This window comes from Leifsonia araucanica (assembly GCF_051161895.1).
GTDB lineage: Bacteria > Actinomycetota > Actinomycetes > Actinomycetales > Microbacteriaceae > Leifsonia.
The window spans coordinates 2299192-2323199 of record NZ_JBMBTW010000002.1 but is presented as its reverse complement, the minus strand read 5'-3'; the positions used below and the strand labels follow the sequence as shown (position 1 = coordinate 2323199).

At 70.9% G+C, this 24008-nt stretch carries 24 protein-coding genes; 18 read left to right on the top strand and 6 right to left on the bottom strand.

The genetic code is table 11. The annotated features are described in order from the left end of the window. Positions 1-35 precede the first annotated feature (35 nt). The 8 genes from ACN6M5_RS11140 to ACN6M5_RS11105 all read left to right on the top strand — a co-directional run bounded on the left by ACN6M5_RS11140 (position 36) and on the right by ACN6M5_RS11105 (position 9810). The gene (locus tag ACN6M5_RS11140; RefSeq protein WP_434949798.1) at positions 36-1331 is read left to right on the top strand and encodes an ABC transporter substrate-binding protein; all 1296 of its coding nucleotides are present in this window, start codon (positions 36-38) and stop codon (positions 1329-1331) included. 65 nt (positions 1332-1396) lie between these two features. After that, a complete protein-coding gene (locus ACN6M5_RS11135; RefSeq protein ID WP_434949796.1) occupies positions 1397-2548 on the top strand; it encodes an ADP-ribosylglycohydrolase family protein in 1152 nt (383 codons plus the stop codon). Further along, positions 2548-3996: an ADP-ribosylglycohydrolase family protein gene (locus tag ACN6M5_RS11130; RefSeq protein ID WP_434949794.1), complete on the top strand. Its 1449-nt coding sequence runs from the start codon at positions 2548-2550 to the stop codon at positions 3994-3996. Before ACN6M5_RS11135 ends, ACN6M5_RS11130 begins: the two co-directional genes overlap by 1 nt. Beyond that, the gene (locus ACN6M5_RS11125; protein WP_434949792.1) at positions 3993-4958 is read left to right on the top strand and encodes a ribokinase; all 966 of its coding nucleotides are present in this window, start codon (positions 3993-3995) and stop codon (positions 4956-4958) included. Before ACN6M5_RS11130 ends, ACN6M5_RS11125 begins: the two co-directional genes overlap by 4 nt. A gap of 67 nt (positions 4959-5025) precedes the next feature. Beyond that, positions 5026-6999, top strand: a complete 1974-nt coding sequence (locus ACN6M5_RS11120; RefSeq protein WP_434949790.1) for an SUMF1/EgtB/PvdO family nonheme iron enzyme — start codon at positions 5026-5028, stop codon at positions 6997-6999. Next, positions 6996-8189, top strand: a complete 1194-nt coding sequence (locus ACN6M5_RS11115; RefSeq protein ID WP_434949788.1) for a CaiB/BaiF CoA transferase family protein — start codon at positions 6996-6998, stop codon at positions 8187-8189. The genes ACN6M5_RS11120 and ACN6M5_RS11115 overlap by 4 nt, the downstream gene beginning before the upstream one ends. Then, a complete protein-coding gene (locus tag ACN6M5_RS11110; protein WP_434949786.1) occupies positions 8186-8998 on the top strand; it encodes an HpcH/HpaI aldolase/citrate lyase family protein in 813 nt (270 codons plus the stop codon). Before ACN6M5_RS11115 ends, ACN6M5_RS11110 begins: the two co-directional genes overlap by 4 nt. A gap of 29 nt (positions 8999-9027) precedes the next feature. Beyond that, the gene (locus ACN6M5_RS11105; RefSeq protein WP_434949784.1) at positions 9028-9810 is read left to right on the top strand and encodes an alpha/beta hydrolase; all 783 of its coding nucleotides are present in this window, start codon (positions 9028-9030) and stop codon (positions 9808-9810) included. Positions 9811-9815: 5 nt separating this feature from the next. On the opposite strand, the gene ACN6M5_RS11100 is transcribed toward ACN6M5_RS11105, so the two are convergent. From ACN6M5_RS11100 to ACN6M5_RS11075, 6 genes are all read right to left on the bottom strand, one after another. Further along, a complete protein-coding gene (locus ACN6M5_RS11100) occupies positions 9816-10256 on the bottom strand; it encodes an SRPBCC family protein (protein WP_434949782.1) in 441 nt (146 codons plus the stop codon). Position 10257: 1 nt separating this feature from the next. Then, complete coding sequence (locus tag ACN6M5_RS11095) at positions 10258-11823, bottom strand: phytoene desaturase family protein (protein WP_434949780.1); 1566 nt, start codon at positions 11821-11823, stop codon at positions 10258-10260. A gap of 33 nt (positions 11824-11856) precedes the next feature. Then, positions 11857-12468, bottom strand: coding sequence for a hypothetical protein (locus ACN6M5_RS11090; RefSeq protein ID WP_434949779.1), 612 nt, complete (start codon positions 12466-12468; stop codon positions 11857-11859). Further along, on the bottom strand, positions 12465-13055 hold the full coding sequence (locus tag ACN6M5_RS11085; RefSeq protein ID WP_434949777.1) for an RNA polymerase sigma factor: 591 nt from the start codon (positions 13053-13055) through the stop codon (positions 12465-12467). The genes ACN6M5_RS11090 and ACN6M5_RS11085 overlap by 4 nt, the downstream gene beginning before the upstream one ends. 53 nt (positions 13056-13108) lie before the next feature. After that, positions 13109-13570: a hypothetical protein gene (locus tag ACN6M5_RS11080; RefSeq protein ID WP_434949775.1), complete on the bottom strand. Its 462-nt coding sequence runs from the start codon at positions 13568-13570 to the stop codon at positions 13109-13111. A gap of 115 nt (positions 13571-13685) precedes the next feature. Continuing rightward, complete coding sequence (locus ACN6M5_RS11075; protein WP_085370551.1) at positions 13686-14069, bottom strand: hypothetical protein; 384 nt, start codon at positions 14067-14069, stop codon at positions 13686-13688. Between the two features lie 99 nt (positions 14070-14168). On the opposite strand from ACN6M5_RS11075, the gene ACN6M5_RS11070 reads away from it, so the two are divergent. From ACN6M5_RS11070 to ACN6M5_RS11025, 10 genes are all read left to right on the top strand, one after another. After that, a complete protein-coding gene (locus ACN6M5_RS11070) occupies positions 14169-14918 on the top strand; it encodes an HAD family hydrolase (RefSeq protein ID WP_434949773.1) in 750 nt (249 codons plus the stop codon). A gap of 90 nt (positions 14919-15008) precedes the next feature. Further along, entirely contained in the window at positions 15009-16040 is a 1032-nt protein-coding gene (phnD, locus tag ACN6M5_RS11065) for a phosphate/phosphite/phosphonate ABC transporter substrate-binding protein (RefSeq protein ID WP_085370549.1), read from the top strand. 77 nt (positions 16041-16117) lie between these two features. Further along, positions 16118-16918 (top strand): phosphonate ABC transporter ATP-binding protein, encoded by an 801-nt coding sequence (gene phnC / locus ACN6M5_RS11060; RefSeq protein WP_085370548.1) that lies wholly within the window; start codon positions 16118-16120, stop codon positions 16916-16918. After that, positions 16915-17712, top strand: a complete 798-nt coding sequence (gene phnE, locus ACN6M5_RS11055) for a phosphonate ABC transporter, permease protein PhnE (protein ID WP_434949768.1) — start codon at positions 16915-16917, stop codon at positions 17710-17712. The genes phnC and phnE (ACN6M5_RS11055) overlap by 4 nt, the downstream gene beginning before the upstream one ends. After that, the gene (gene phnE / locus ACN6M5_RS11050) at positions 17709-18641 is read left to right on the top strand and encodes a phosphonate ABC transporter, permease protein PhnE (protein WP_434949766.1); all 933 of its coding nucleotides are present in this window, start codon (positions 17709-17711) and stop codon (positions 18639-18641) included. The genes phnE (ACN6M5_RS11055) and phnE (ACN6M5_RS11050) overlap by 4 nt, the downstream gene beginning before the upstream one ends. Positions 18642-18650: 9 nt before the next feature. Further along, positions 18651-19502 (top strand): metallophosphoesterase family protein, encoded by an 852-nt coding sequence (locus ACN6M5_RS11045; RefSeq protein ID WP_434949764.1) that lies wholly within the window; start codon positions 18651-18653, stop codon positions 19500-19502. Beyond that, positions 19499-20356: a MurR/RpiR family transcriptional regulator gene (locus ACN6M5_RS11040; RefSeq protein ID WP_434949762.1), complete on the top strand. Its 858-nt coding sequence runs from the start codon at positions 19499-19501 to the stop codon at positions 20354-20356. Before ACN6M5_RS11045 ends, ACN6M5_RS11040 begins: the two co-directional genes overlap by 4 nt. Before the next feature lie 78 nt (positions 20357-20434). Continuing rightward, the gene (locus tag ACN6M5_RS11035; RefSeq protein WP_434949760.1) at positions 20435-20785 is read left to right on the top strand and encodes a VOC family protein; all 351 of its coding nucleotides are present in this window, start codon (positions 20435-20437) and stop codon (positions 20783-20785) included. Positions 20786-20933: 148 nt separating this feature from the next. Further along, positions 20934-21437 (top strand): hypothetical protein, encoded by a 504-nt coding sequence (locus ACN6M5_RS11030; RefSeq protein WP_434949758.1) that lies wholly within the window; start codon positions 20934-20936, stop codon positions 21435-21437. Between the two features lie 272 nt (positions 21438-21709). Next, entirely contained in the window at positions 21710-23995 is a 2286-nt protein-coding gene (locus ACN6M5_RS11025; RefSeq protein ID WP_434949756.1) for a DEAD/DEAH box helicase, read from the top strand. Positions 23996-24008 lie beyond the last annotated feature (13 nt).

The window sequence follows — 24008 nt, the reverse complement described above, 5'->3', positions numbered from 1 at the left end:
ACATCGAGAGTCGAATCAACAGAAAGAGGTGTGCAATGCGCACAACAACCTTCGCCCGCCTGGGCGTTGCGGTTGCCGGCATCGTGGCCGCGTCGCTCGCACTGTCCGGATGCTCCACGTCTGGCAGCTCCGACGCCTCCAGCGGCGGCAAGGTCACCCTGACCTTCCAGTCGCTGGCTTACCAGGACACCACGGTCGCCGCGACCAAGGAGATCGTGGACTCCTGGAACAAGAAGAACCCGGACATCCAGGTGAAGCTCCGCCAGGGCAGCTGGGACAACGTTCACGACCAGCTGGTCACGCAGTTCCAGGGCGGAACGGCCCCGGACATCATCCACGACGAGTCGGCGGACATCATGGGCTTCGCCAACCAGGGCTACCTCGCCGACCTCAGCAAATACCTCGACGCCGACGTCAAGAAGCAGGTCTCCAAGGACGTCTGGAGCTCGGTCACCACCGGGGACGGAAAGATCGTGGCGGCGCCGACGCTGCTGCAGTCGTACGTGGTCTTCGCCAACACCGACGCGATCAAGGCGGCGGGCGCCGAGGTCCCGAGCGGCAAGACGCTCAGCTGGGACGACTTCCAGGACCTGTCGAAGAAGCTCACCTCCGGCGGCAACTTCGGCACGGGATGGGGTCTGAAGCAGCCGACCGCCACCGTCATGAACCTGGCGCTCGGCTTCGACGGTACCTTCTTCACCAACAAGGACGGCAAGTCCACGATCAAGGTCGGCGACGACGAGCTGCAGGTGCCGAAGCGCATCAACGAGATGGCGTACACCGACAAGTCGCTCGACCCGACCTCGCTGACGCAGAGCGGCACGGATGTGCTTCCCGGCTTCTTCGGTGGCAAATACGCGATGTACGTCGGCGGCAACTACGTCGCCCAGCAGATCACCGAGTCTGCGCCCGCCGGCTTCAACTGGGCCGTCCTCCCGCCGCTGGCCGGCTCGGACGGCACTGCGCAGGCGGCCAACCCGCAGACGATGTCCGTCTCCGCGCAGAGCAAGCACATCGAGCAGTCCGCGAAGTTCATCAACTACTTCATGGATGCGGCCAACCAGGCGAAACTCGCAGAGGGCGACTGGCTGATCCCGGCATCGGCCGCCGCGCGCGACCAGGTCGCGAAGGACACCTCCGGCAAGAACGGCTGGGAGGCCATCCTGAAGTCGGGCGAGGCGCTGAAGGCCGCTCCGTTCCAGGGCGCGACGAACTACCCGCAGTGGAAGGACCAGTACGCGACTCCCGCCCTGCAGAAGTACTTCGCCAACTCGATCTCGCTGGACGAGCTCAAGAAGCAGCTGACGGACGGCTGGTCGGCCGTCGGCTGACCTGGCCGACCTGCTGACCTGCTGACCACGGCGACAGAGAACAACGGAAACAAGGAGAAGGATCGATGGACGCGCTGGTGATGAAGGCGACGGGGGCACTCGCGGGAGCGGCTGTCGGCGACGCGCTCGGAGGAGCGGCTGAGGGCAACACGCCGGAGGCCATCCAGGAGCGCTACGACGGCTTCATCACCGGCATCGTCCCGCCGTTCCTGGAGGACTGGCGCAACGCCAGGCCGATCGCGCCGTACCACAAGGGCGACGGGCACGTCACGGACGACACCCTGATGACCACGGCGCTCGTCGACGTCTACGACACCGTGCGCGCCCACCTGGATGCGTACGCGATCGCCGACCACCTGGTGCCGCTGCTGATCGGCGAGAAGCGCTGGATCCCGGAGTTCGAGTCGGAAGGACTGCTGCTGCACCGCATCTTCCTCGCGGAGAAGTGGCTGGTGACGAGGCTGCACTACGGCCACATCGACCCGCGCGAGGCCGGGGTCGGCAACATCGTCAACTGTGGGGCGACCATGTACGTCGCCCCCATCGGCATCGTCAACGCCGGGGCCCCGGACGCGGCGTACGCGGAGGCCATCGACGTGGCGGGGGCGCACCAGTCCAGCTACGGTCGCGAGGCGGCGGGCGTCTACGCCGCGGCCGTCGCGGAGGCGATGCGTCCAGGCGCGTCGGTCGGCAGCGTCGTCGAGACGGCGCTCCGGCTGGCGAAGGACGGCACCAGGGACGCGATCGAGGCCGTCGTCGAGGCGGCGGCGACGGTGACGGACTGGCGCTCCGGTCTCGGCGTGCTCCGCGCCGCGGTCGAGCCGTTCGACACGGTCGGCCCGCAGTACCGGCAGCCCGCGAAGGATGCGCGCATCCCGAGCAGGACGAAGTCGATCGAGGAGCTGCCGGTGGCGCTCGGGATGCTCGTGGCTGCGCAGGGCGACTACCGGGAGGCGGTGCTCGGCTCGATCAACTACGGCAGGGACTCCGACTCGATCGCCGTGATGGCCGGCTCGATCGCCGGTGCTCTCGGCGGGGTGGACGTGGTGCCCTCCGAGTGGATCGACGGCGTGAGCGACGGGAGCAGGATGGACATCACGGCGACGGGACCGGTCATCGCGTCCGTCGCGCGGGAGGTGTGGGCGGCGGACGCCGCCCGTGCCCGCGCGGTGGAGTCCGTGCGCGACGCCTTCGCCGCCGACCTCGAGGTGGCGTAGTGCTCAGGCTCAGCTGGACGCAGCCGGAGGACCTGCTGCCGCACGCGCTGGTCGCCGCCGAGCTCGACGGGCGGCCGGTGGCCGATCTTCGGGAGCGGTGGGAGGCGGCAGGCGGCGCGCCGACGGCGGCGGTCAGCGGCGCGACGGCGGAGCCTGCGCCCCCTGCACTGGTGGCGCTGGCCAGGGAGCTGCTGGCGGAGATCGACGAGCGCGACGATCCGGCTGCGCTGCTCGCGGCGGAACCGGATGCGCTCGACGCGATCCTGGCGGCGTCGCCGGTCGGCGCGGCGGGCGAGGCCGGCGGCGGTGTCTCCGACCGGCCCGGCGATCCCTCGGACTCCGACGCCTCGGGCGACCTCGGCGACCGCATCCTGGGCGCCTGGCTGGGCCGTGCATCCGGATGCCTGCTGGGGAAGCCGGTGGAGAAGATCTCGCTGGAGGGCATCAGGGCCATCGCGCGGTCGACAGGCAACTGGCCGCTGCGGTCGTACTTCACCGAGGTCGGGCTCGACCCCGAGGTCGCAGCGCGATACCCGTGGAACAGGCGCAGCCGCCCGACCAGCCTCGTCGAGAACATCGACGGGATGCCGGAGGACGACGACCTGAACTTCCCGCTGATCGCGCTCGGCCTGCTCGAGCGGGCCGGCGACGACTTCACGACCGACGATGTCGCCCAGGCCTGGCTGGACAGCCTGCCGGGCGGCCGGGTGTTCACCGCGGAGCGGGTGGTCTACCGCAACCTGCTCGACGGCTACGAGCCGGAGCGGGCCGCGTCGGCGCGCAACCCGTTCCGGGACTGGATCGGCGCGCAGATCCGCACCGACGTGTACGGCTGGGCGCACCCCGGCGACCCGGTCGCCGCTGCACGTCTCGCCTGGACGGACGCCCGCCTGAGCCACGCGCGAAACGGCGTCTACGGCGCGATGTTCGCCGCGGCGGCCTGCTCGGCGGCGGTCGTCGCAGACGGCGTCGTCGAAACCAGAGTCACCTCGGCGATCCGGGCCGGGCTGTCGGTCGTGCCCACCGGCAGCAGGTACGCCGCCGCCATCCGTCGCGGCGTCGAACTCGGCGAGAGCGACCTCGACGACGAGGCGGCCGTGGATGCGCTGCACGCCGAGTTCGGGCACCTGCACTGGGTGCACGTGCTCGGCAACTCCGCCGTGCTGGCGTTCGCGCTCACCCGCGGCGCAGGCGATTTCGAGCGGACGATCACGCTGGCGGTCAGCGGCGGCTGGGACACGGACTCCGTCGGCGCGACCGCCGGATCCATCGCCGGAGCCGTCACCGGCGCCCGCGCGCTCCCCGCGCGCTGGATCGACCCGCTGCACGACACCCTCGCCACCAGCGTTCCCGGGTTCTCCGGGGTGCGGTTCAGCGACCTCGCCGCGCGCACGCTGCGCCTGGCGGAGGGCGGGGAGCACCCGGAGCGCACGGAGCGCACGCGATGAGCGTCGTGGTCGTCGGCAGCGCCAACCTGGATCTCGTCTACCGCGTCGAGCGCATCCCGTCGCCCGGCGAGACGGTGCTCGCGCTCGGGTCGGACTCCGCTCCGGGCGGCAAGGGCAACAACCAGGTGATCGCCGCGGCCAGGGCGGGTGCTCCGTCGGCGTTCGTCGTCGCACTCGGCAGGGATGCTGCGGCCGAGCGGCTTATCGCGAGCCTCGCCGACGCGGGGGTCGACCTGCGCGCTCGCCGGGTGGGCGCCCCGACCGGCACCGCCATCATCACCGTCGACGACGGAGCGGAGAACGCGATCGTCGTCGACTCAGGAGCCAACGGGATGCTCGACGGCCTCGACCAGGCGGAGCGCGACCTCGTCGCGGCGGCCGACGTGCTCCTGCTGCAGCTCGAGACGCCGCTCGCCACCGTGGCCGAGGCCGCAGCCGTTGCGCACGCCGCCGGGACGACCGTGGTGCTCAACGCCGCGCCCATCCGGTCGCTGCCCACCGCTCTGCTTGGTGACGTGGACGTGCTCGTGGTGAACGAGCACGAGGCGGCGCACCTCGCCGCCGAACTGTCCGGCGAGCCCGTGCACGACGCCAGCGGCGAAGACCTCGCCGGGGTGCTCAGCAGGCTCGGCCTCGCCGTCATCGTCACGCTCGGCGCCCAGGGCGCCGTCGTGCGCGTGCCGGACGAGCCGCCTGCACACGTCGCGGGGCTCCGCGTCCAGGCCGTCGACACGACAGGAGCGGGCGACACCTTCTGCGGCGCCCTCGTCGCCGAGCTCGACCGCCGCCGCGGCCCCGCCGAGCGACCCGGAAGGACAGCCGGCGCCCGCCCCGACCTCGGCACGCTGGTGCGCGCCGCCGAGTTCGCGACGGTCGCAGCCGCTCTCTCGGTGCAGCGCGCAGGCGCCGTTCCGTCCATCCCCACTCTCGAGGAGATTCACGATTTCCACTCGGCCAGCTGACCAGGCTCCCGCTCCCGTCGCCGCGTTCGACCCGGACGAGGAGAACACCAACGATTTCGATCCGCTGGTGCCGCGCGCGATCGACCGGCCGACCGTGCTGCCGCGCGGCGGCGCCATCGACCCGGCGGTGGGCGACATCGCCAAAATCTTCGCGGCCCCGGACGATCCGGCGGACTGGCCGGCCTGGCGCTCCGATCTGGCCGCCTGGCGCGACGAGGCCCGCTCCCGACTCGATTACGACGGCGCCGTGTACGAGCGGGCGGAGACCGGCTGGGCCCGCCGCGCGTACAGCGTCGCGCAGATCTGGCTCTGGGACGAACGGCTGTTCGACCACGAACGCCAGCAGTTCACGGTCGACGCCTTCCTCGCGGCGACAGCAGACCACGGTGGCTTCGACGGCGTCGTGCTCTGGCACGCGTACCCGGTCATCGGCATCGACGACCGCAACCAGTTCGACTTCTACCGGGACGTTCCCGGCCTGGATGCGGTGGTGGCGGCCTTCCACGACCGCGGCGTCCGCGTGTTCATCGACTACAACCCCTGGGACACCGGCACGCGCCGCGCCCAGCACGCCGACCCGGAGGAGCTGGCCGCGATCGTCGGAGAGCTCGGTGTCGACGGCGTCTTCCTCGACACGATGAAAGAGGGAGACGCCCGCCTCATCGACGCCCTGCTGCAGGCGACGCCGCCGCAGGTGCTGGAGGGCGAATCCCGGGTGCCGAACCAGCGCATCCAGGACCACCAGCTGAGCTGGGCGCAGTGGTTCTCCGACTCGGCGGCGCCCGGCGTGATGCGGGCGCACTGGTTCGAGCGCAGGCACATGATGCACTCGACCCGCCGCTGGAACCGCGACCACAGCGACGAGCTGCAGTCTGCGTGGATGAACGGCACCGGTCTGCTGGTGTGGGATGCGGTCTTCGGCGTGTGGGTCGGCTGGAGCGAGCGCGACAAGGCCACTCTGCGCAGGATGCTCCGGGTGCAGCGGGCGTACGGCGACGTCCTGGTGGACGGCGAGTGGTCCCCGCTGCTCGGCGCGACGGAGGACGCGCTCGCTGCCGGGATCTACGTGTCCCGGTTCGCCGCGGACGGCGTGACGCTCTGGACGGTCGTGAACCGCGGGGACACCGACTGGACGGGCGATCCCCTCGCAGAGCCCGCGGCAGCGGGTGCGCGCAGGCACGACGTGACCGCGGGCATGGCCGACGTGACGACGGTGCGGGTGCCCGCGCGGGGTGTGACCGGGGTGATCGAGGTCGCTGCCGGGGGCGCGCATCCGGAGTCGCTGCTGCTGGCTGCTGCCGCGGACACCGCCGCGGACAACGAAGCAGACGCCGCGCGGTTCCCGGCGCGCGAGGCGGTGCGCACAGTTCCCGCGCTCGCGCCTGCGATGCGCATCCCGGTGGATGCGGTGGTCATCGAGCCGGGGACGCGCGAGCTGACCGTGACCTTCCGCCGCCGCGAGACGGGCTTCTACCAGGGGGCACCGTACGTGGAGGAGTGGAAGCCGCTGCCTCCCCGGCTGCACGACGACCGGAGCGAGACGCTGACCGTCACGATCCGGGGACGCGTCGCCGTCGCGGCCCGCGAGGTGACGGCGGCCGAGTTCGCGGCGTTCGTGGAGGAGACCGGGTACCGGCCGCTGGTCGCCGACCGGTTCCTGGTGGGCTCCGCCTCCGGCGCTGCACCGGTGACCGGCGTCTCGCTGACGGACGCCCGCGCCTATGCGGCCTGGGCGGGCGCCAGGCTCCCCGACGAGTTCGAGTGGCAGCTCGCGGCCGAGCAGCCCGGATTCGGCAGGGCCGAGCCGGCCGTGTGGAACTGGACGGAGAGCGAGCACACCGACGGCATCACCCGGTTCGTGATGCTGAAGGGCGGCAGCGACCACGTCACGACCGGCTCGGACTGGTACACCGACGGCGGACGACGCGACGCGACGTTCAGCCTCAAGTTCCTGCTTCCCGGTCTCGGCGTCGAGCGCTCCAGTAGCATCGGCTTCCGGCTGGCGTGGGACGTAGCGGGGGACCTGGAGGGCGACCGATGACCGCGTCCGCCCTCGACGGCCTCCGCGTCCTGGATGTGTCGACCCTGTTCGCCGGGCCGCTCGCCGCGACCTTCCTCGGTGACTACGGCGCCGACGTGATCAAGGTCGAGCATCCGACCCGGCCGGATGCCGCCCGCGGGCACGGCCCGGCGAAGGACGGCGTGAACCTCTGGTGGAAGACGCTCGGGCGCAACAAGCGCACGGTCACGATCGACCTCGGATCGCCGGAGGGCGCGAAGCTGCTGCTCGCGCTCGCCGCGGAGGCCGACGTGCTGATCGAGAACTTCCGGCCGGGCACCCTCGAACGCTGGGGCATCGGCCCGGATGCGCTGCACGCGGCCAACCCGCGGCTCGTGATCGCGCGGGTCACCGCGTTCGGCCAGTTCGGCCCGTACTCCAGGCGGCCGGGGTTCGGAAGCCTGGCGGAGGCGATGAGCGGCTTCGCGGCGCTCACCGGCGAGCCGGACGGCCCTCCGACGCTCCCGCCGTTCGGGCTGGCAGACGGCATCGCCGCGCTGTCCACCGCGTACGCCGTGATGGTCGCGCTGCGCGCTGCGGAGCGCGACGGGCACGGGCAGGTGATCGACCTCGCCATCATCGAGCCGATCCTGATGCTGCTCGGCGGGCAGATCACCGCGTACGACCAGCTCGGCACCGTGCAGCCGCGCACCGGCAACCGCTCGGTCAACAACGCGCCCCGCAACGTCTACCGCACGGCGGACGGCGACTGGGTGGCGGTGTCCACCAGCTCGCAGTCCATCGCAGAGCGCGTGATGCGGCTGGTCGGGCGGCCGGACGTGATCGACGAACCGTGGTTCGCGACCGGGCACAGCCGGGCGGAGCACGCCGACGAACTGGATGCGGCGGTCGCCGCCTGGATCGCGGCCCGCCCCACCGAGGAGGTCGTCCGCGAGTTCGAGGAGGCGCAGGCCGCCATCGCGCAGGTCTACGACGTGCGCGGCATCCTCTCCGACCCGCAATACCAGGCGATCGGCACCGTGCAGACGGTCGACGACGACGAACTCGGGCCGGTGAAGATGCAGAACGTGCTGTTCCGGCTCTCCGGGACGCCGGGCGCGATCCGCTGGGCGGGGAGGCAGCACGGCCGGGACACCGACGACGTGCTCGCGGAGGTCGGCGTGACCAGGGAACAGCTGGACGCCCTGCGGGAGAAGGGGGTCGTGCGATGACGACGGACGAGCGACGCATCGTCACCGGCCTGTACGTGCCGGGCGACCGGCCGGACCGCTTCGACAAGGCGGTCGCGACGGGAGCCGACCTCGTCATCCTCGACCTGGAAGACGCGGTCGCGCCGGAGGCGAAGCCGGCGGCGCTGGATGCTGTCACGGCGTGGCTGCGCGGGCGCGCATCCGGTGGACCGCTCGTCCAGGTGCGGGTGAACGCTGGAGCAGACCACGAGCTCGCCGCGCTGCGCGACCTCGGCGTCGCCGTCGAGCTGCGGGTGCCGAAGGTGGAGAGCGCCGCGGACATCGACAGGGTGGTCGCCGTCGCGGGAGACCTGCCCGTCGCCGCCCTGGTGGAGTCCGCGCTCGGCGTCGAGAACGCCGGGGCCATCGCCGCGCATCCCCGGGTCGTGTCGCTCGCCCTCGGGGAGTCGGACCTCGCGAGCGACGTCGGCAGCAGGGACGCCACCGTGATCGACTACGCGCGGACGCGCCTGCTGTTCGCCGCCCGCGCGGCCGGGCTGCCGGCGCCGATGCTGTCCGCATACCCGGACATCCGGGATCTCGACGGCCTCCGCGCCGACACCGAGCGCGGGGCGCGGCTCGGCTGGTTCGGCCGCACGGCCGTGCACCCCAGCCAGCTGGCCGTGATCGCCGCGGTGTTCGCGCCGAGCGAGGCCGATCTGGCCTGGGCGCGCGCGGTGCTCGCCGCGGTCGACGGCGGAGGGGTGGCGACGCTGGACTCCGGCGAGATGGTCGATCCGGCCATGCTCGGCCGCGCCCGCGGCATCCTCGCCGCGCAGCCCGGCCGCTGAGGCAGAGCCGCGGCGACAGAGGCACCCGGATGCTGGAACAGCGCTCGTTCGTCAGCCCCGCGATCGGGCCGCTGGTGTACACGCTGCTGACGCCGGAGCGCGCGGGCGGCCCGGTGCCGATCGTCTACCTGCTGCACGGCCGCGGCGACAGCGCGGAGTCGTGGGCTCCCGTCATCGACGACCTGCTCGCCCTCCCTCTGATCGCGGTGCTCCCGGATGCGCCGTGGAGCGACCGCGCCGGATACTACGTCGACTCCGCCCACCGAGACGGCAGACCCGTCGAGACCGCGTTCACCCGCGACCTGGTCGCGCACGCCGAGGCGCAGCTGCCGGACGGGATCGCCGTGGCGGGGCGCGCATCCCGGGTGGTGGCCGGGTACTCGATGGGCGGATTCGGCGCCCTGCGGTTCGGCCTCGCGCATCCGGAGCTGTTCGGGCGCGCGGTCGCGCTCAGCCCCGCCGCGTACGATCCGGAGCCGCCGGCCGGGTCGTCGGCGCGCGAGCACGGCGCGTTCGGGGTCGGAGACACGCTCTACGACGCGGACCGCTACCGCACCCTCGGACCGCACGCCATGCTCGACGCCTTCCAGGGCCCGCCCCTCGACCTCGTGCTCGCGGCCGGCGACGCCGAGCAGCCGCATCCCGGTGCTCCGGATGCGCTCGCCATCGGCCCTCAGACCGCCGCCATCGCGCGCCGTGCCCGCGCGACCCCCGCCATCACCGTCCACGCCCGCACGTACCCCGGCGCCCACGACTTCACCGTCTGGCGCACCGCCCTCCTCGACGCCCTCCGCCCGCTCTTCGTCCGCTGAGTCGCCTATCCGGCGGCGCGGCCCTTGGCGACGTATTCGAGGCGGCGGAGCGTCTCGACGTTCCGGATGTGCAGGATGAGGTCGGCGATCGGGCGCGGGATGAGCCGGGCGGGGCCGCCGATCGGATACTCCTCCATGCGTACGACGCAGCCCGTGCCGCGCGGCTTCACGTCGATGATCACGCGCTCCCTGCCGAACGGCCGGGTCTTGGCCTCCAGCACCATGCGCCGCGGCGCATCCCAGGTGTCCACCACCGTCTCGTCGTCGAGCACGAGCGGCCAGACGCCGATCGAGTGGTGCAGGCGTGCGCCCTGGCGCGGGTACGTCGGGTCGGCGGCGCGCAGCCTGGACGCCCCGACCACCCAGGTCGGATAGACCCACGGGTCTTCGAGCACGGCGAAGACCTGCTCGGGGGTGCAGTCGAGTGCGCGCACGGTCACAGACATGTCACTGCTCCGGGAGTCCGTCGGGCCGGAGCGACGCTTCGGCGGGGTCGATCGGGCCGGTCGGGTCGAGGCGAGGACTCGTCGACCCGTGCAGCGCATCCCGGTTCAGGTCGTCGGGCGCGAGCGACGGCATGGTGCGCATCCCGAACTCGTGTCGCAGCGCGCTGCGGGCGGCGTAGTACCCGACCAGCCCGTGCACGCCGGGCCCGGGGGCCGCGGCGGCGGAGGCGAGGTAGAGCCCGCGGCCGGGCATCCGCCACGGGTCGGGCGAGGCCACCGGCCGGGCGATCAGCTGCCGCAGGCTGGGCGCTCCCGCCGAGATGTCCCCGCCGACGTAGTTGGGGTTGTACGCGGCCATCTCCGCGGCGGTCTTGTGCGCGCTGCCGAGGATCAGATCCCGGAAGCCGGGCGCGAACCGTTCGATCTGGCGCGTAATCGCCTCGGTCTGGTCGACGGACGACCCGGCCGGCACGTGGGTGTATGCCCACAGGACGTGCTTCCCGGCCGGCGCGCGGGTGCTGTCGAACAGCGACGGCTGCGAGACCAGCACGTACGGGTCGTCGCTGTGCCGCCCGGCGGCGACCTCGCGCTCCGAGCGGGCGACGGCGGCGCGCGTGCCGCCGAGGTGCACGGTGGCGGACTCGGTGAGCTCCGCGTTCGCCCACGGAACCGGCCCGGACAGCGCGAAGTCGACCTTCGAGACGCCGTTGCCGGTACGGAACGCGGCGATGCGGCGCAGATACGACGGGGGCAGCCGGTCCTCGCCCAGGCGGGCGGCAGCCTCCGCGCCGGTGTCGAACAGCACCACGCGGGCATCGGGCAGCTCGGCCAGGCTGGAGACCTCCGTGCCGGTGACCACCTCCCCGCCGTGCGCGACGATGTCGGCGACCATCGCATCCGCGATCGACTGGCTCCCTTCCACCGGGATAGGCCAGCCGCGGGCGTGCGCGTACGTCGCGAGCGTCAGCCCGGCGGCCGCACCCGCGAGACTCGGCAACGGGAGGGTGGAGTGCGCGAACACCCCGGTGAGCAGCGCACCCGGCGCCTCTGTGCGGAAGAACGCATCCCACCACGGCCCGCCCTGCGCCAGCATCGTCGCGCCAAGCCTGGCGGCCACGAGTGGGTGGCGGGGCACCTGGAACAGCTGGGAGCCGGTGAACTGCGCGACGGCGTCCGCGTTCCGCACGAGCGGCCCGAGCATCCGGCGCCACGCGGGCCCGTCGACGCCGAGCGCATCCACCGTTCGCTCGAAGTCCCGGTATGCGACGGCAGCTCTCCCGCCGTCCAGGGGATGCGCGTACGACGCGGTCGGCACGATGAACGGCACCCGCTCCTCGATCCCGAACCGCTGGAAGAACCCGGACGCGAAAGCCAATGGATGCACGGCGGAGCAGATGTCGTGCCGGAATCCGGGAAGCGTCACCTCCTCGGTCCGCGTGCCGCCGCCCGCCGTCGCGTTGCGCTCGTACACGCGCACCGCGAGGCCGGCGCGGGCGAGCGTCACGGCGGCGGCGAGGCCGTTGGGTCCGGAACCGATGACGATCGCATCCGGTGGTGTGGAACTCATGCCTCCCTGTATACCCCTCGTTGGCGAACGCGGTCAGATGTCCTTGGTCGTCCAGTCCAGAATGACGGGGTCGCCCCTGGTTCCGCCGACGGTACAGATGGTGACGATGCTGCCGACGCCCGGGGTCGGCACGGCGGGGGTGAACGCGACGACGGCCCGGTACGTCCCATCGTCGTTCCTGGTCGGCGGGTCGGCAGGGTCGTACGGGGTGAGCACGGGGTCAGGGCCATCCCCCTTGAGGTGCTCGACGCCGACGTCGGCGCACGCTTGCCACGCACCGAGCGCGTCGATGGGGTCGTCCGGCGACACGGTCGGGGTGACGGGTGCGGGGATGACGGTCGGCGTATCTCTCTCCTCCGGGGTCGGTGTCGCGGTCGCGCTGGACGTCGCCGGGGCGGAGCGGTCGCTCAGGATCGTGGTGCTGAGCGCGTACGCGACACCGCTGCCGGACACGACCAGCGCGGCGATCACCAGGCCGACGACGGTCCACACGTGTTTTCTGCCGTGTCCGCCCCTGGCCAGGTCGGCGCGGGCGGACTCCACGATGGCATTGCGCCAGGCGGCGCTGCGACGGTCGTCGAACCGCGGGTCGTCGGGGTGCTGGTCGTCGAAGTGCTGGTCGTCGAGTGGCCGGTCGTCGTTCATCGGGTGCCTCCTTCCGTCTGGGTCAGCTGGGCCGTTTCGGCGAGCAACCCGCCGAGTCGTGCTTTCGCCCTGGACAGCCGGGACTTCACGGTGCCGAGCGCCACGCCGAGCACGGCGGCGGCCTCGGCGGTGCTGAGCTCTTCGATCACGCACAGCGACAGCACATCCAGGTCGCGCTTCGGCAGCTGAGCGAGCGCGACGCGGAGGGCGTTCCGCTGCTCGTCGGAGTCGAGCCGGTCATCCACCGCTTCGCTGTGATCGGGGGTGGTCCCCTGCGCAGGAAGGATGCTGAGCACGTGCGCGTAGCGGCGGCTCGACCTGGCGAAGTTCCTGCTCACGTTGTTCGCGGTGACCAGCAGCCAGCCGATCACCGACCCGTCCACCTCCCGCATCGCGTCGCGACGGCGCCAGGCTTCGAGGAACACCATGCCCGTCACGTCCTCGGCGTCGTGCACCGAGCGCGTCAGCCGGAGGGCGTGGCGGAACACGCGATCGCGGTGGAGGTCGAACAACTCCCCGAACGCCTCCGGATCGTCGCGTCGAGTCGTCGGGATCACCCCCAGCTCCTCGGTGTCATCGGTCGTCACACTCAGATAATGTCCGCATCGGCGAAACGGTTCCCGTCACGCGACCGGCCAGCCTAAACGTCTTTGGTCGTCACGTTCAGGAGGGTGGGGTTTCCGAGGGTCCCTCCGATGGTGCAGATGTAGACGATGCTCTTCGCACCCTCGACGGGCTGCGGCAGGGAGAAGGACGCGATCGCCTGGAAGCTGCCGTCCGGATTCTTGGTCGGCGGGACGGAGGCATCGTACGGATGCAGCGCCGCCCCCGGGTTCTGCGCCACGTAGTTCTCCAGGCCGAGCACGGCGCACGCGTGCCACGCGGTGAGGGCGTCGATGGGGTCGTCCGGTGAGGGGGTGGCGGGTGTGGGGGTGGGCGCCGGCGTCGTGCTGGTGCTGGTGCTGGCGTCGATGGCCGACGCGCTCGCCTCGTGGGAGGCAGCCGGGCGAGACCCCGCGCATCCCGAGAGTGCGCCGAGGACGGCGAGAACGACAGTAGACGCCGCGAGCGCCTGCCTGGATGTGGATGTGTGTGTCTTCACGATGAACCCCCGAAAGTGACTGCTGCAACGGAACATCCGGATCAGGATGCACAACGGTAATGTCCGCACCGGCGAAACGGTTCCCGATGGTCGCAGCAGTCGGAGGGGTACTGCCTCAGACCTGCGAGATGCTGTCCGCCAGCGTCCCAGCGCCGTGCAGCGCAGCGCCGATGGTGTTGGCCGTGCGCTGGAACGCCGTGTCGGTCTTCGACGCGCCGATCGCGCCGCCCTTGAGGGCTCCGCCGGACATGTTGCGGTTCAGGCGGGCGACCAGCCTGCCCTGTTCGTCGACCATGAAGTCGACGGTGAAGGTGATCTGGAAGTTGTTCCCGGCGAGACCGCCGAGGAGCACCGTCGCCGTTGTGCTGCCGCGCTTGGCGAGCAGGCCGCCGGTCGGCGTCGTCGTGACGGTGAACCCTTCGCTCTGGAGTGCGGATGCGACCAGGTGCTTGCCGCTCTCGTGGTCGCCGAGGATGAAGAAGTCGTGCGCTTTGGCCATGAGGATGAGCGTATCGTGCGAGGTTAACTTGATGTGAACACTTGTTTCATCAGACAAAAAAACGTGAACAGAGTGTTCATCAGCGCATAGGCTGCACTCGTGAACGACCGCCAGACCCCCAGCAGACCGATCCTCGTCCTCGATTTCGACGGGACGGTGTGCGTCGGCGATGCGCCGGTGTGGGAGTACGCGGAAGCCGTCATCGCGGGCATCCTCGACGCGGGATCCGCTGCCGCCGTCGACCTCGACGCCTCGCTTCGCGCCAGGCTCGGCGCGTTCCTCGACGGCGAGCCTGGCTCGCCCGCATACATCGACGGCTACGCGGCCGTCGCAGCGCTCGCGGCAGAGCACGCAGACGACGACCTGCTGCAGAGCGCGTACCAGACCAGCCGGCGGGCGCTCGCCGGGGGAACCGTCGCGGTGTCCGCGCCGGACGGGCTCGCCGGATTCCTCGGCAGCCTGGGGGAGAGCGTCGAGCGCGTGCTCGTGACGAACGCGCCGCTCGACGGGGTTCGGGAGACGCTCGCGGCCATCGGGCTGGCCGGGAGCATCGACCGGATCGTCACCGACGCGGACAAACCCGCCGGCTGGACCACGATCCTGCCGCAGCTCCTCGACGGCAGGGAGCCGTCGCAGCTGCTGTCGGTGGGCGACATCTGGGGAAACGACCTCGAGCAGCCCCTGGCAGCGGGATGCGTCACCGCCCTCATCGACCGGTTCGGCCACCGCGCCGGCCCGGCCCACCTCGTGGCGGCCGACTTCCCCGGACTGTACGACGGCATCCACCGCTGGGCGGAGGACCCGGCAGGGTTCGCGGCCGCGCACGAGCCCGCCGCCACCACCGCCTGACCGCACGACTTCTCCACACCCCGCTCGTCCATCCACAGATCGCACCACCCACCACTCGCAGTCCTTACCTCCGCACAGAATGGGAACGTCATGAAAATCCGGAAGATCGCCGTCGCGAGCGCCTCTGGCCTCGCCATCCTCACCGCGCTCGCGCTGAGTGGATGCGGTGTGCAGCAGCAGACCGCATCCGGCGCCACCGCATCCGGCGGGGCCGCTCCTGCCGCGTGCACGGGCACCTCGGACGACGCGGCCAAGGCGCCCACCTCGCTCACCCTCGCGCTCGTCCCGTCCGGCGACGCCGCCAAGCTCGTCGAGACCGTCAAGCCGCTGGAGGAGGCCCTCACCTCGCGCCTCGGCATCCCGGTCAAGGGCGTTATCACGCAGGACTACCAGGCGGCCGTCGAGGCGATCGGCAGCAACCAGGCGCAGATCGGGATGCTCCCCAGCCTGCAGATGAGCCAGGCCTGCGACAAGTACGGCGCTGTCCCGGCCCTGCAGACCCAGCGCAACGGCAAGAGCTCGTACGCCGCGCAGTTCTTCACCAACGACCCCAAGAAGTACTGCGCAGACACCCCGGTCACGGGCGCGAACGGGATGCTCTACTGCAACGGCACGGAGAAGGGCACCGGTCCTGCCGGGCTCGACAGCATCACGAAGATCAAGGGTGCGACGGTCTCGCTGCTGCAGGCGGCATCCCCGGCCGGCTACATCTTCCCCGTCGCGGCCATGAAGAAGGCCGGGCTCGACGTCGACAAAGACATCAAGACCGTCCAGGTCACGGCCAACGACGCCAGCGTGCTCGCCGTCTACAACGGCGACGCCGAGGTCGGCACCAGCTACTGGGACGCCCGCTCCGTCGTGCAGAAGGACACCCCGGATGTGGGAGAGAAGGTCGTGGTCTTCGCGCTGACCGACGAGATCCCGAACGACGGCGCCTCGATCAGCAGCAAGCTCAGCAAGACCTGGCAGACCAAGATCGCCGACGCGATGAAGGACTACGCGGGCACTCCGGAGGGCGTGAAGGCGCTCACCGCGATCTACCAGATCACCGGTCTGGTCGACGCGGACCCGAAGAGCCTCAAGAAGACGCAGGACGCAGCAGCGTCGATCGGCCTCGGCTGATCGCACTGACCTGAGCGGGGTGGTGGGGCGGAGACGCCATCGCCACCCCGCATCACCGCTTGACGAAAGGGACAGAGATGACGGAGACGGCAGGAGCGCGCATCCGGTTCGACCGGGTAGGCGTCACGTACCCCAACGGATTCTCCGGGTTGCGGGATGTGGACCTCACCATCGAGCCCGGCGAGATGGTGGCCGTCGTCGGACTGTCCGGCGCAGGCAAGTCGACCCTCATCCGGACCATCAACGGCCTCGTCCCGATCACCTCGGGGGAGATCACGGTCGGCGACTACCGGCTCTCCGGCCTGCGCGGCAAGCGCCTGCGCACGCTGCGCAGCGAGGTCGGGATGGTGTTCCAGAGCTTCAACCTGGCCAAGCGCACCACGGTGCTGAACAACGTGCTGATGGGTCGTCTGCACCACACCTCCGCCTGGCGCACGCTGCTCGCGGCCTGGTCGGCCGACGACGTCGAGCTCGCGATGCAGGCGCTCGAACGTGTCGAGATCGTCTCCAAGGCGTACTCCAGTGCCTCCGAGCTGTCCGGCGGCCAGCAGCAGCGCGTGGCCATCGCCCGCACGCTCGCTCAGCGGCCGAAGGTCATCCTGGCCGACGAGCCGGTCGCGTCCCTCGACCCTCCCACCTCCCACGTCGTGATGCGCGACCTACAGCGCATCAACGCCGAGCTCGGCATCACCGTGGTCGTCAACCTGCACTTCCTCGACCTCGCCCGTCGGTACGGCACGCGGCTGATCGGTCTGCGCAACGGCGAGGTCGTCTACGACGGACCGGGCGCAGGGGCGGACGAGTCGGTGTTCGAGTCGATCTACGGCCGCTCGCTCACCGCGGAGGACGTGCTCGACGCCCCGGCGGTGCTGCCGTGACCAGCGCGGCAGCGGGCGCGCGCCCTGTCAAGCCGCGGTCGGCGTGGAAGGTCGTGGTCACGCTGGCGATCCTCGCCGCGATCACGGTCTGGTCCGCCGTCGCGGTCCAGGTGGATGTGGGCGCCCTGTTCGCCAACGCGCAGAACGCATCCAACACCCTCGTGCAGCTGTTCCAGCCCGACTACACCTTCTTCCCCGAGACGCTGCCGTGGCTGCTCCAGACCGTGCAGATGGCCGTCATCTCCACCGCCGTGAGCGTGGTCATCGCCCTCCCGCTGTCGTTCCTCGCCTCGCGCGCCACCAACCCGAACAGCGTCGTCCTCGGCATCGTGCGGTTTGTGATGAACATCGTCCGCAGCGTGCCCGACCTGCTCTACGCCTCGCTGTTCGTCACCGTCGTCGGCACGGGGGCGCTGTCCGGCATCCTCGCCCTCGTGCTGTTCAACGTCGGCATCATCGTCAAGCTCGTCTCCGAAGCCCTCGACGGCCTCGACCGCGGAGGCCAGGAGGCCGCGCTCGCCGCGGGAGGCACCTGGTTCAAGGCCAACCGCGCTGCGATGGTGCCGGAGGTCGCGCCCACCTATCTGTCGCAGGCGATCTACGTTCTCGAACTGAACATCCGTGCCTCGACCGTCATCGGCCTGGTCGGTGCCGGCGGCCTCGGGATGCTCATCGACAAGGTGCGCACCTTCTACCAGTACCACTACCTCAGCATGATCATCTTCGAGATCCTCGTCCTCGTCGTGCTGCTCGAACTGCTCAGCTCGTACACGCGGCGGAGGCTGATCCGATGAGCGCATCCACTGTCGCCGACATCGCACGGTCGGCCGCGGGCATCCCGGGCGACGGGCAGCGTGGGCAGCGGCCCCGCAAGCCGCTGCGGGTGGCCCGTGCCGTGGTGTGGGCGGTCGTCACGCTCGTAGTGGTGGCCGCGTTCTGGGGCGTCGACATCTCCTGGGATGCGCTCTGGCAGCTGCCGCAGAAGCTCGCCCACTACCTCGGCCTGATGTTCCTGCCACCGGCGTGGGACAAGCTCCCGGATGCGCTGTCCGCGACCATGCTGTCCGTCGCGATGGCCTGGTTCGGCACCGTGATCGGCGTGATCGTCTCCTTCCCGCTGAGCCTCCTCGCCACGCGCGGGCTGACCCCCGCCGTGGTGCGCTGGCCGTTGCGCGCGGTGTTCGCCGTGCTGCGTGCCGTGCCGGAGGTGGTGATCGCCGTGCTGATGCTGTCCGTTACCGGGCTCACCGCGTACACCGGCGCGCTGGCCATCGCCATCGGCTCGATCGGAACGCTCGGCAAGTGGGGCTACGAGAGCTTCGAGTCCGTCGACAGGGGAGCCATCGAGGCGGCGACGGCGTCCGGCGGGTCCCGGGTGCAGATCATGCGCTGGGGCGTCTGGCCGAACGCGAAACCCGACGTGCTGGCGTTCTGGCTCTACCGGTTCGAGATCAACGTGCGCGCGTCCGCCATCCTGGGCCTGATCGGCGCGGGCGGCATCGGCAAGATGCTCGTCGACAACATCCAGTTCCGGGTGTGGGACGTGGTCGGGATGCTGATGATTGTGGTCATCGTCGTCACCATGATCATCGACCAGCTCTCCGGCCTGGTGCGCCACCGGATCATCTCCGGGCACTGGGAGCTGCCGGTGGTCACGGCCGTTCGCCGCCGTTCCGCGCGCAGGGCACGGGCGGAGAGCATCGAGCTGAAGGCGACGGAATAGGGTGACTTCGTGAGCTTCCCGGCTGAGCGCGGCCTGCGCATCCTGCACCTGTCAGACACGCACCTTTTCGGCGACGGCAGCCTGCACTACGGGATGGTCGACACGCTCGCCGCGCTCGATCGCGTCCTCGGCAGGGCGGCGACGCTCGGCGCCGTCGACGTCGTGGCCGTCTCCGGCGATCTGTCCGACGACGGCAGCCCGGAGTCGTACCGGCTGCTGGCCGGCCGGATCGCGCCCTGGGCAGCGGAGCACGGCGCCGTGATCGTCTACGCGATGGGCAACCACGACCTCCGCGACGCCTTCGAGAGCGTCCTCGGCGCGCGGGAGACGGTGATCGACGTCGCCGGATTCCGCGTGGTCACGGTGGACACCTCCGTGCCCGGCGCCGGCTACGGGGCGGTGGATGCGGCGGCCCTCGACCGGCTGCGCGGCATCGTCGCCTCTCCGTCCGCGCACGGCACCGTCGTGGTGCTGCACCACCCGCCCGTGCCCGCCGCGAGCGCGCTGCTGGCGGCGCTCGAACTGCAGAACCCCGCCGACGTGCTCGACGCGTGTGCCTCCGGCGACGTGCGCCTGGTGCTCGCGGGCCACTACCACCACGCTCTGAGCACGGTCGCCTCCGGCATCCCCGTGGTCGTCGCGCCCGGCACGGCCAACTCGTCCGATCCGATCGCGGCGGCGGGAACCGAGCGCGCGACCGTCGGCTCCGGCTTCGCCGTGGTCGACCTGCCGATCGACGGGGAGCCGACCGCCGTCTTCGTCGCGGCCCCGAGCGCAGACGACGGGACCGAGATCTTCGATCTCGACGCCGCAGAGGTCGAACGCATCGCAGCGGCGGCAGGACCGAAGGAGCCCCGATGAACGACCACCGCCCCGGCGAGGTCATCGCGACCATCCGGTCCGTGCTTCCCTCCCTGCTGCCGACGGAGCAGGCCGTCGCCGCCGTGCTGCTCGAACGTTCGGCCGAGATCGTCGAGCTCAGCTCGCAGCAGGTCGCCGAGCTGGCAGGAGCATCCAGGGCCACCGTGGTGCGCACCTGCCAGAGCCTCGGCTTCACCGGCTACCAGCAGCTGCGCGTGCTGCTCGCCAGAGACGCGGGCTACCGGCCGACCCCCGCAGCGACCGCCTCGCCGGTGGGGGCGGCGGGGATCGTCACGCAGACCTTCACCCACATCGCGGGGCGCGTCGACGACATGGTCGCGCTCCTCGACGCCGACGCGGTGGAGCGGGCAGTGGATGCGCTGGTCGCCGCCCGCCGCGTCGTCGCGGTCGGCAACGGTCTGTCGGCACCGCTGGCACTGGATGCGGCCGCCCGCCTCACAAGCGTCGGCCGCGCCGCGGAGGCCCCGCTCGACGTGATCGGGCAGCAGATCACCGCGCGGCTGCTGTCGCAGGACGACGTGCTGCTGGCCGTCAGCGGAAGCGGCTCGAACGCCTCCACTCTCCGCACGGTCGGCGCGGCGACGGCGGGGGGTGCCACGGTGATCGCGGTGACGGCGTTCGTGCGCAGCCCCATCGCGCAGGCGGCGGACATCGGCCTCGTGGTGACGATGCCCGACCTCACCTTCCGCGACGAGATCACCCTCGCGTCCCGTCTGCCGCAGGCCATCCTCATCGAGGGGCTCGTGGCGGCGGTCACCCAGCGCCTCGGCGACGCGGCCACCACAGCGAAGTCGCTCGCGCTCGACGCGATCAGCGACAACCTCGCCGAGTGACCGCCGCGCTCGGCATCGCGCCAGGCGGGCCAGGCAGGGCAGAATGACACCACATCCGGCAACCAGGGGAGGCAGCTCATGGCGGTGACAGGAATCGGCGGACTCTTCTTCCGCAGCGCAGACCCCGACGGCAGGGCCGCCTGGTACGCGGAGAACCTCGGCATCGACGCGGGGAGCAACGCCGTCTGGAACCAGGAGGCGGGCATGACGGTCTTCGCGCCGTTCCCCGCCGACACCGACTATTTCCCCGCCGACCAGGCGTTCATGCTCAACCTCCGGGTCACAGACCTGGATGCGCTGGCCGAGCGCCTGACGCAGGCGGGCATCCCGGTCGAGCGCCGCGACGAATGGGAGACGGAGTACGGGCGGTTCGCTCGCATCCACGATCCGGAGGGGCTGCCGATCGAGCTGTGGGAGGCTCCGGTCTGAACCGTAGGAGCATCCGGTCCGAGCGTTCCGGGCATGGCGACGCGCCGTAACCGACTATTGCTCACCAGCGCGGGAAGGGCTACCGTGTGCGGCGCCGGTCTTTGCAGCCCGGCAATTTTGTGCTCGATCGACGTTCTAGGAGAACAACATGAGTGATCGCACTCCACCGGCAAGCTACCCAGCATCCTCGTCACCGGCCGGAGGCGGAGCGCCCGTCGCCCCGCCGCAGCAGGTGAACATCGCCTTCTGGCTCTACATCGTCGGCGCAGCGCTGAGCCTGATCGCGCTCATCGTCTCGCTGGCGACCGTCGGGTCGCTGAAGGACGACGTACAGAAGCAGCTCGCCAACCAGGGTCAGCAGATCTCCGACGCGACGCTGAACGCGACCGTCGGCGTGTCCGTGACCTTCGCCGTCGTGTTCGGCATCCTCTACATCGCCGCGTACGTGCTGTTCGCGTTCTTCATGCGTCGCGGTGCGAACTGGGCACGCATCGTGCTGCTCATCGTCACCGTGCTGTCGCTGTTCGGCATCCTCGGCGGCTTCGGTCTCGGCGCGGCCCGCGTGGTCGTCGGTGTCATCGCCACCGTGCTCATCTTCCTCAAGCCGGCGAACGAGTACTTCGCCGCCGTGAAGGCGAGCAAGCGGGTCTGATCCGCACCTGACAGGCTCGGGATGTGGGCGGTGGCGAAAGTCACCGCCCACGCTCAGGCTTGTTCCTGTATCGTAGATAAGTCGGCTCTTGACACCGCACGTTCGTGCGGATGGGTTTGTAAGTCAGGTGGGCCGGTTTCGCTGCCGTTCGGCAGGCGAATGATCACTGTATGTGAACGGCCCCGGCCAAAGACTGCCCGGGTTCTCCTTGAAGCGCGGAAATGATCCGCGCGCTTCGTCATGCATAACGAGAACAACCCAGGAAGACATCCATGCCCGGATTCAAGAAGCACGGAAACAACAGCGCCGGCGGCGCCCGCAAGGGTGCGCCCAAGGCAGGCAGCCGCAGCCCCAACCACCGCGGATACCGCGCGGAAGAGGGCGGCCCGAAGAAGGCCCGCTGGTCCGAGGAGGACCGCGCCGCCCGAGGCCGCGCCACATACGGCAGCCGCGATGGCGGTCGTGACGGAGCGCGTGACGGCGGCCGTGACGGCGCAGGCTCGACCGGAGCCCGCAAGGAGCGCCCCAACTGGGAGCCCCGCGGCAAGGACGCACGCCGCACCTGGCAGCCGGACGGCGACCGCTCGCGCGGCCGTGACGACCGCGCTCCCCGCCGCGACTTCGACAACGACCGTCCTCGTCGTTCGTTCGACGGTGACCGCGCTCCGCGTCGTGACTTCGACAACGACCGTCCGCGTCGTTCGTTCGACGGTGACCGCGCTCCGCGTCGTGACTTCGACAACGACCGTCCGCGTCGTTCGTTCGATGGCGACCGTGCCCCGCGTCGTGATTTCGACAACGACCGTCCCCGTCGTTCGTTCGACAACGATCGCGCTCCCCGCCGCGATTTCGACAAGGACCGCGCTCCCCGTCGCGATTTCGACAAGGACCGCGCTCCCCGTCGCGACTTCGACAAGGACAGCGCCCCGCGCCGCTCGTTCGATGGTGACCGTGGCCCGCGTCGTGACTTCGACAACGACCGTCCGCGCCGCTCGTTCGATGGTGACCGCGCTCCGCGTCGTGACTTCGACAACGACCGTCCCCGTCGTTCCTTCGACGGTGACCGCGCGCCCCGCCGCGACTTCGACAAGGACAGCGCCCCGCGCCGCTCCTTCGACGGCGACCGTGGCCCGCGTCGCGATTCCGACACCGACCGTCCGCGTCGTTCCTTCGACAACGACCGTCCCCGTCGTTCGTTCGACGGCGACCGCGCCCCGCGCCGCGACTTCGACGCCGACCGCGCCCCGCGCCGTGACAGCTCGTCCTCGTTCTACCCGTCGCGCGACGAGAAGCCCGCGTTCACGTCCAACGACGACGTCGTGCTCGAGCGCCTCGAGGCCGACGCCATCCAGGCGGAGGACGTCGACGGCGTGACCTTCGCCGACCTCGGTCTCGGCGGCAACATCGTGCGCGCGCTCGCTGAGCTCGGTGCGGACCGTCCGTTCCCGATCCAGGCGGCCACCACTCCGGATGTGCTCGCCGGCAAGGACGTGCTCGGCCGCGGCCGCACGGGCTCCGGCAAGACGATCGCCTTCGGCGCCCCGATGGTCGAGCGACTGATGTCGCTCTGGGCCGAGTCCGGCAAGTCCGGCGGCAAGCGTCAGATGGGCCGCAAACCGCGCGCCCTCATCCTGGCCCCGACCCGCGAGCTGGCCCTGCAGATCGACCGCACCGTGCAGCCGATCGCCCGCAGCGTCGGCCTGTTCACCACCCAGATCTACGGCGGCGTTCCGCAGGCTCGTCAGGTCGGTGCGCTGCAGCGCGGCGTCGACATCGTGATCGGCACCCCCGGCCGCATCGAGGACCTCATCGAGCAGGGTCGTCTCGACCTCAGCGAGGTCGTCATCACCGTCCTGGACGAGGCGGACCACATGTGCGACCTCGGCTTCCTGGAGCCGGTGCAGCGCATCCTGCGCGAGACGTCGGAGGGCGGCCAGAAGCTGCTGTTCTCGGCCACCCTCGACAAGGGTGTCGCCCAGCTCGTCGACGAGTTCCTGGTGAACCCGACCGTGCACGAGGTGGCCGGTGAAGACCAGGCCTCCTCCACGATCGACCACCGCGTGCTCGTGATCGAGCACCGCGACAAGGCAGCGATCATCGAGCAGCTCGCCGACCGCGACGGCAAGACCCTGGTCTTCGCCCGCACCCGCGCGTTCGCCGAGATGCTCGCCGACCAGCTCGACGACGCCGGCATCCCGGCCGTCAGCCTGCACGGCGACCTCAACCAGTCGCGCCGCACCCGCAACCTCGGTCAGCTGACCAGCGGCCGGGTCAACGTGCTGGTCGCCACCGACGTCGCCGCCCGCGGCATCCACGTGGACGACATCGACCTGGTCATCCAGGCCGACGCGCCCGACGAGTACAAGACGTACCTGCACCGCTCCGGCCGCACCGGCCGCGCCGGCAAGCAGGGCACCGTCGTCACGCTCATCCCGCGTCAGCGTCAGCGTCGCATGACCGAACTGCTCGGCCGTGCAGAGATCGAGGCCGACTTCGTGCCCGCGATCCCCGGCGACCAGCTCATCACCGACCTGGCCCAGGCGGCAGCGCAGGCGTAGCGCGACAGCAACA

Coding starts and splice junctions, on each gene's coding strand:
- ACN6M5_RS11140 (WP_434949798.1), top strand. CDS start 36: ATGCGCACAACAACCTTCGCCCGCCTGGGCGTTGCGGTTGCCGGCATC.
- ACN6M5_RS11135 (WP_434949796.1), top strand. CDS start 1,397: ATGGACGCGCTGGTGATGAAGGCGACGGGGGCACTCGCGGGAGCGGCT.
- ACN6M5_RS11125 (WP_434949792.1), top strand. CDS start 3,993: ATGAGCGTCGTGGTCGTCGGCAGCGCCAACCTGGATCTCGTCTACCGC.
- ACN6M5_RS11115 (WP_434949788.1), top strand. CDS start 6,996: ATGACCGCGTCCGCCCTCGACGGCCTCCGCGTCCTGGATGTGTCGACC.
- ACN6M5_RS11110 (WP_434949786.1), top strand. CDS start 8,186: ATGACGACGGACGAGCGACGCATCGTCACCGGCCTGTACGTGCCGGGC.
- ACN6M5_RS11105 (WP_434949784.1), top strand. CDS start 9,028: ATGCTGGAACAGCGCTCGTTCGTCAGCCCCGCGATCGGGCCGCTGGTG.
- ACN6M5_RS11100 (WP_434949782.1), bottom strand. CDS start 10,256: ATGTCTGTGACCGTGCGCGCACTCGACTGCACCCCCGAGCAGGTCTTC.
- ACN6M5_RS11095 (WP_434949780.1), bottom strand. CDS start 11,823: ATGAGTTCCACACCACCGGATGCGATCGTCATCGGTTCCGGACCCAAC.
- ACN6M5_RS11090 (WP_434949779.1), bottom strand. CDS start 12,468: ATGAACGACGACCGGCCACTCGACGACCAGCACTTCGACGACCAGCAC.
- ACN6M5_RS11075 (WP_085370551.1), bottom strand. CDS start 14,069: ATGGCCAAAGCGCACGACTTCTTCATCCTCGGCGACCACGAGAGCGGC.
- phnD (WP_085370549.1), top strand. CDS start 15,009: ATGAAAATCCGGAAGATCGCCGTCGCGAGCGCCTCTGGCCTCGCCATC.
- phnC (WP_085370548.1), top strand. CDS start 16,118: ATGACGGAGACGGCAGGAGCGCGCATCCGGTTCGACCGGGTAGGCGTC.
- phnE (WP_434949766.1), top strand. CDS start 17,709: ATGAGCGCATCCACTGTCGCCGACATCGCACGGTCGGCCGCGGGCATC.
- ACN6M5_RS11040 (WP_434949762.1), top strand. CDS start 19,499: ATGAACGACCACCGCCCCGGCGAGGTCATCGCGACCATCCGGTCCGTG.
- ACN6M5_RS11035 (WP_434949760.1), top strand. CDS start 20,435: ATGGCGGTGACAGGAATCGGCGGACTCTTCTTCCGCAGCGCAGACCCC.
- ACN6M5_RS11030 (WP_434949758.1), top strand. CDS start 20,934: ATGAGTGATCGCACTCCACCGGCAAGCTACCCAGCATCCTCGTCACCG.
- ACN6M5_RS11025 (WP_434949756.1), top strand. CDS start 21,710: ATGCCCGGATTCAAGAAGCACGGAAACAACAGCGCCGGCGGCGCCCGC.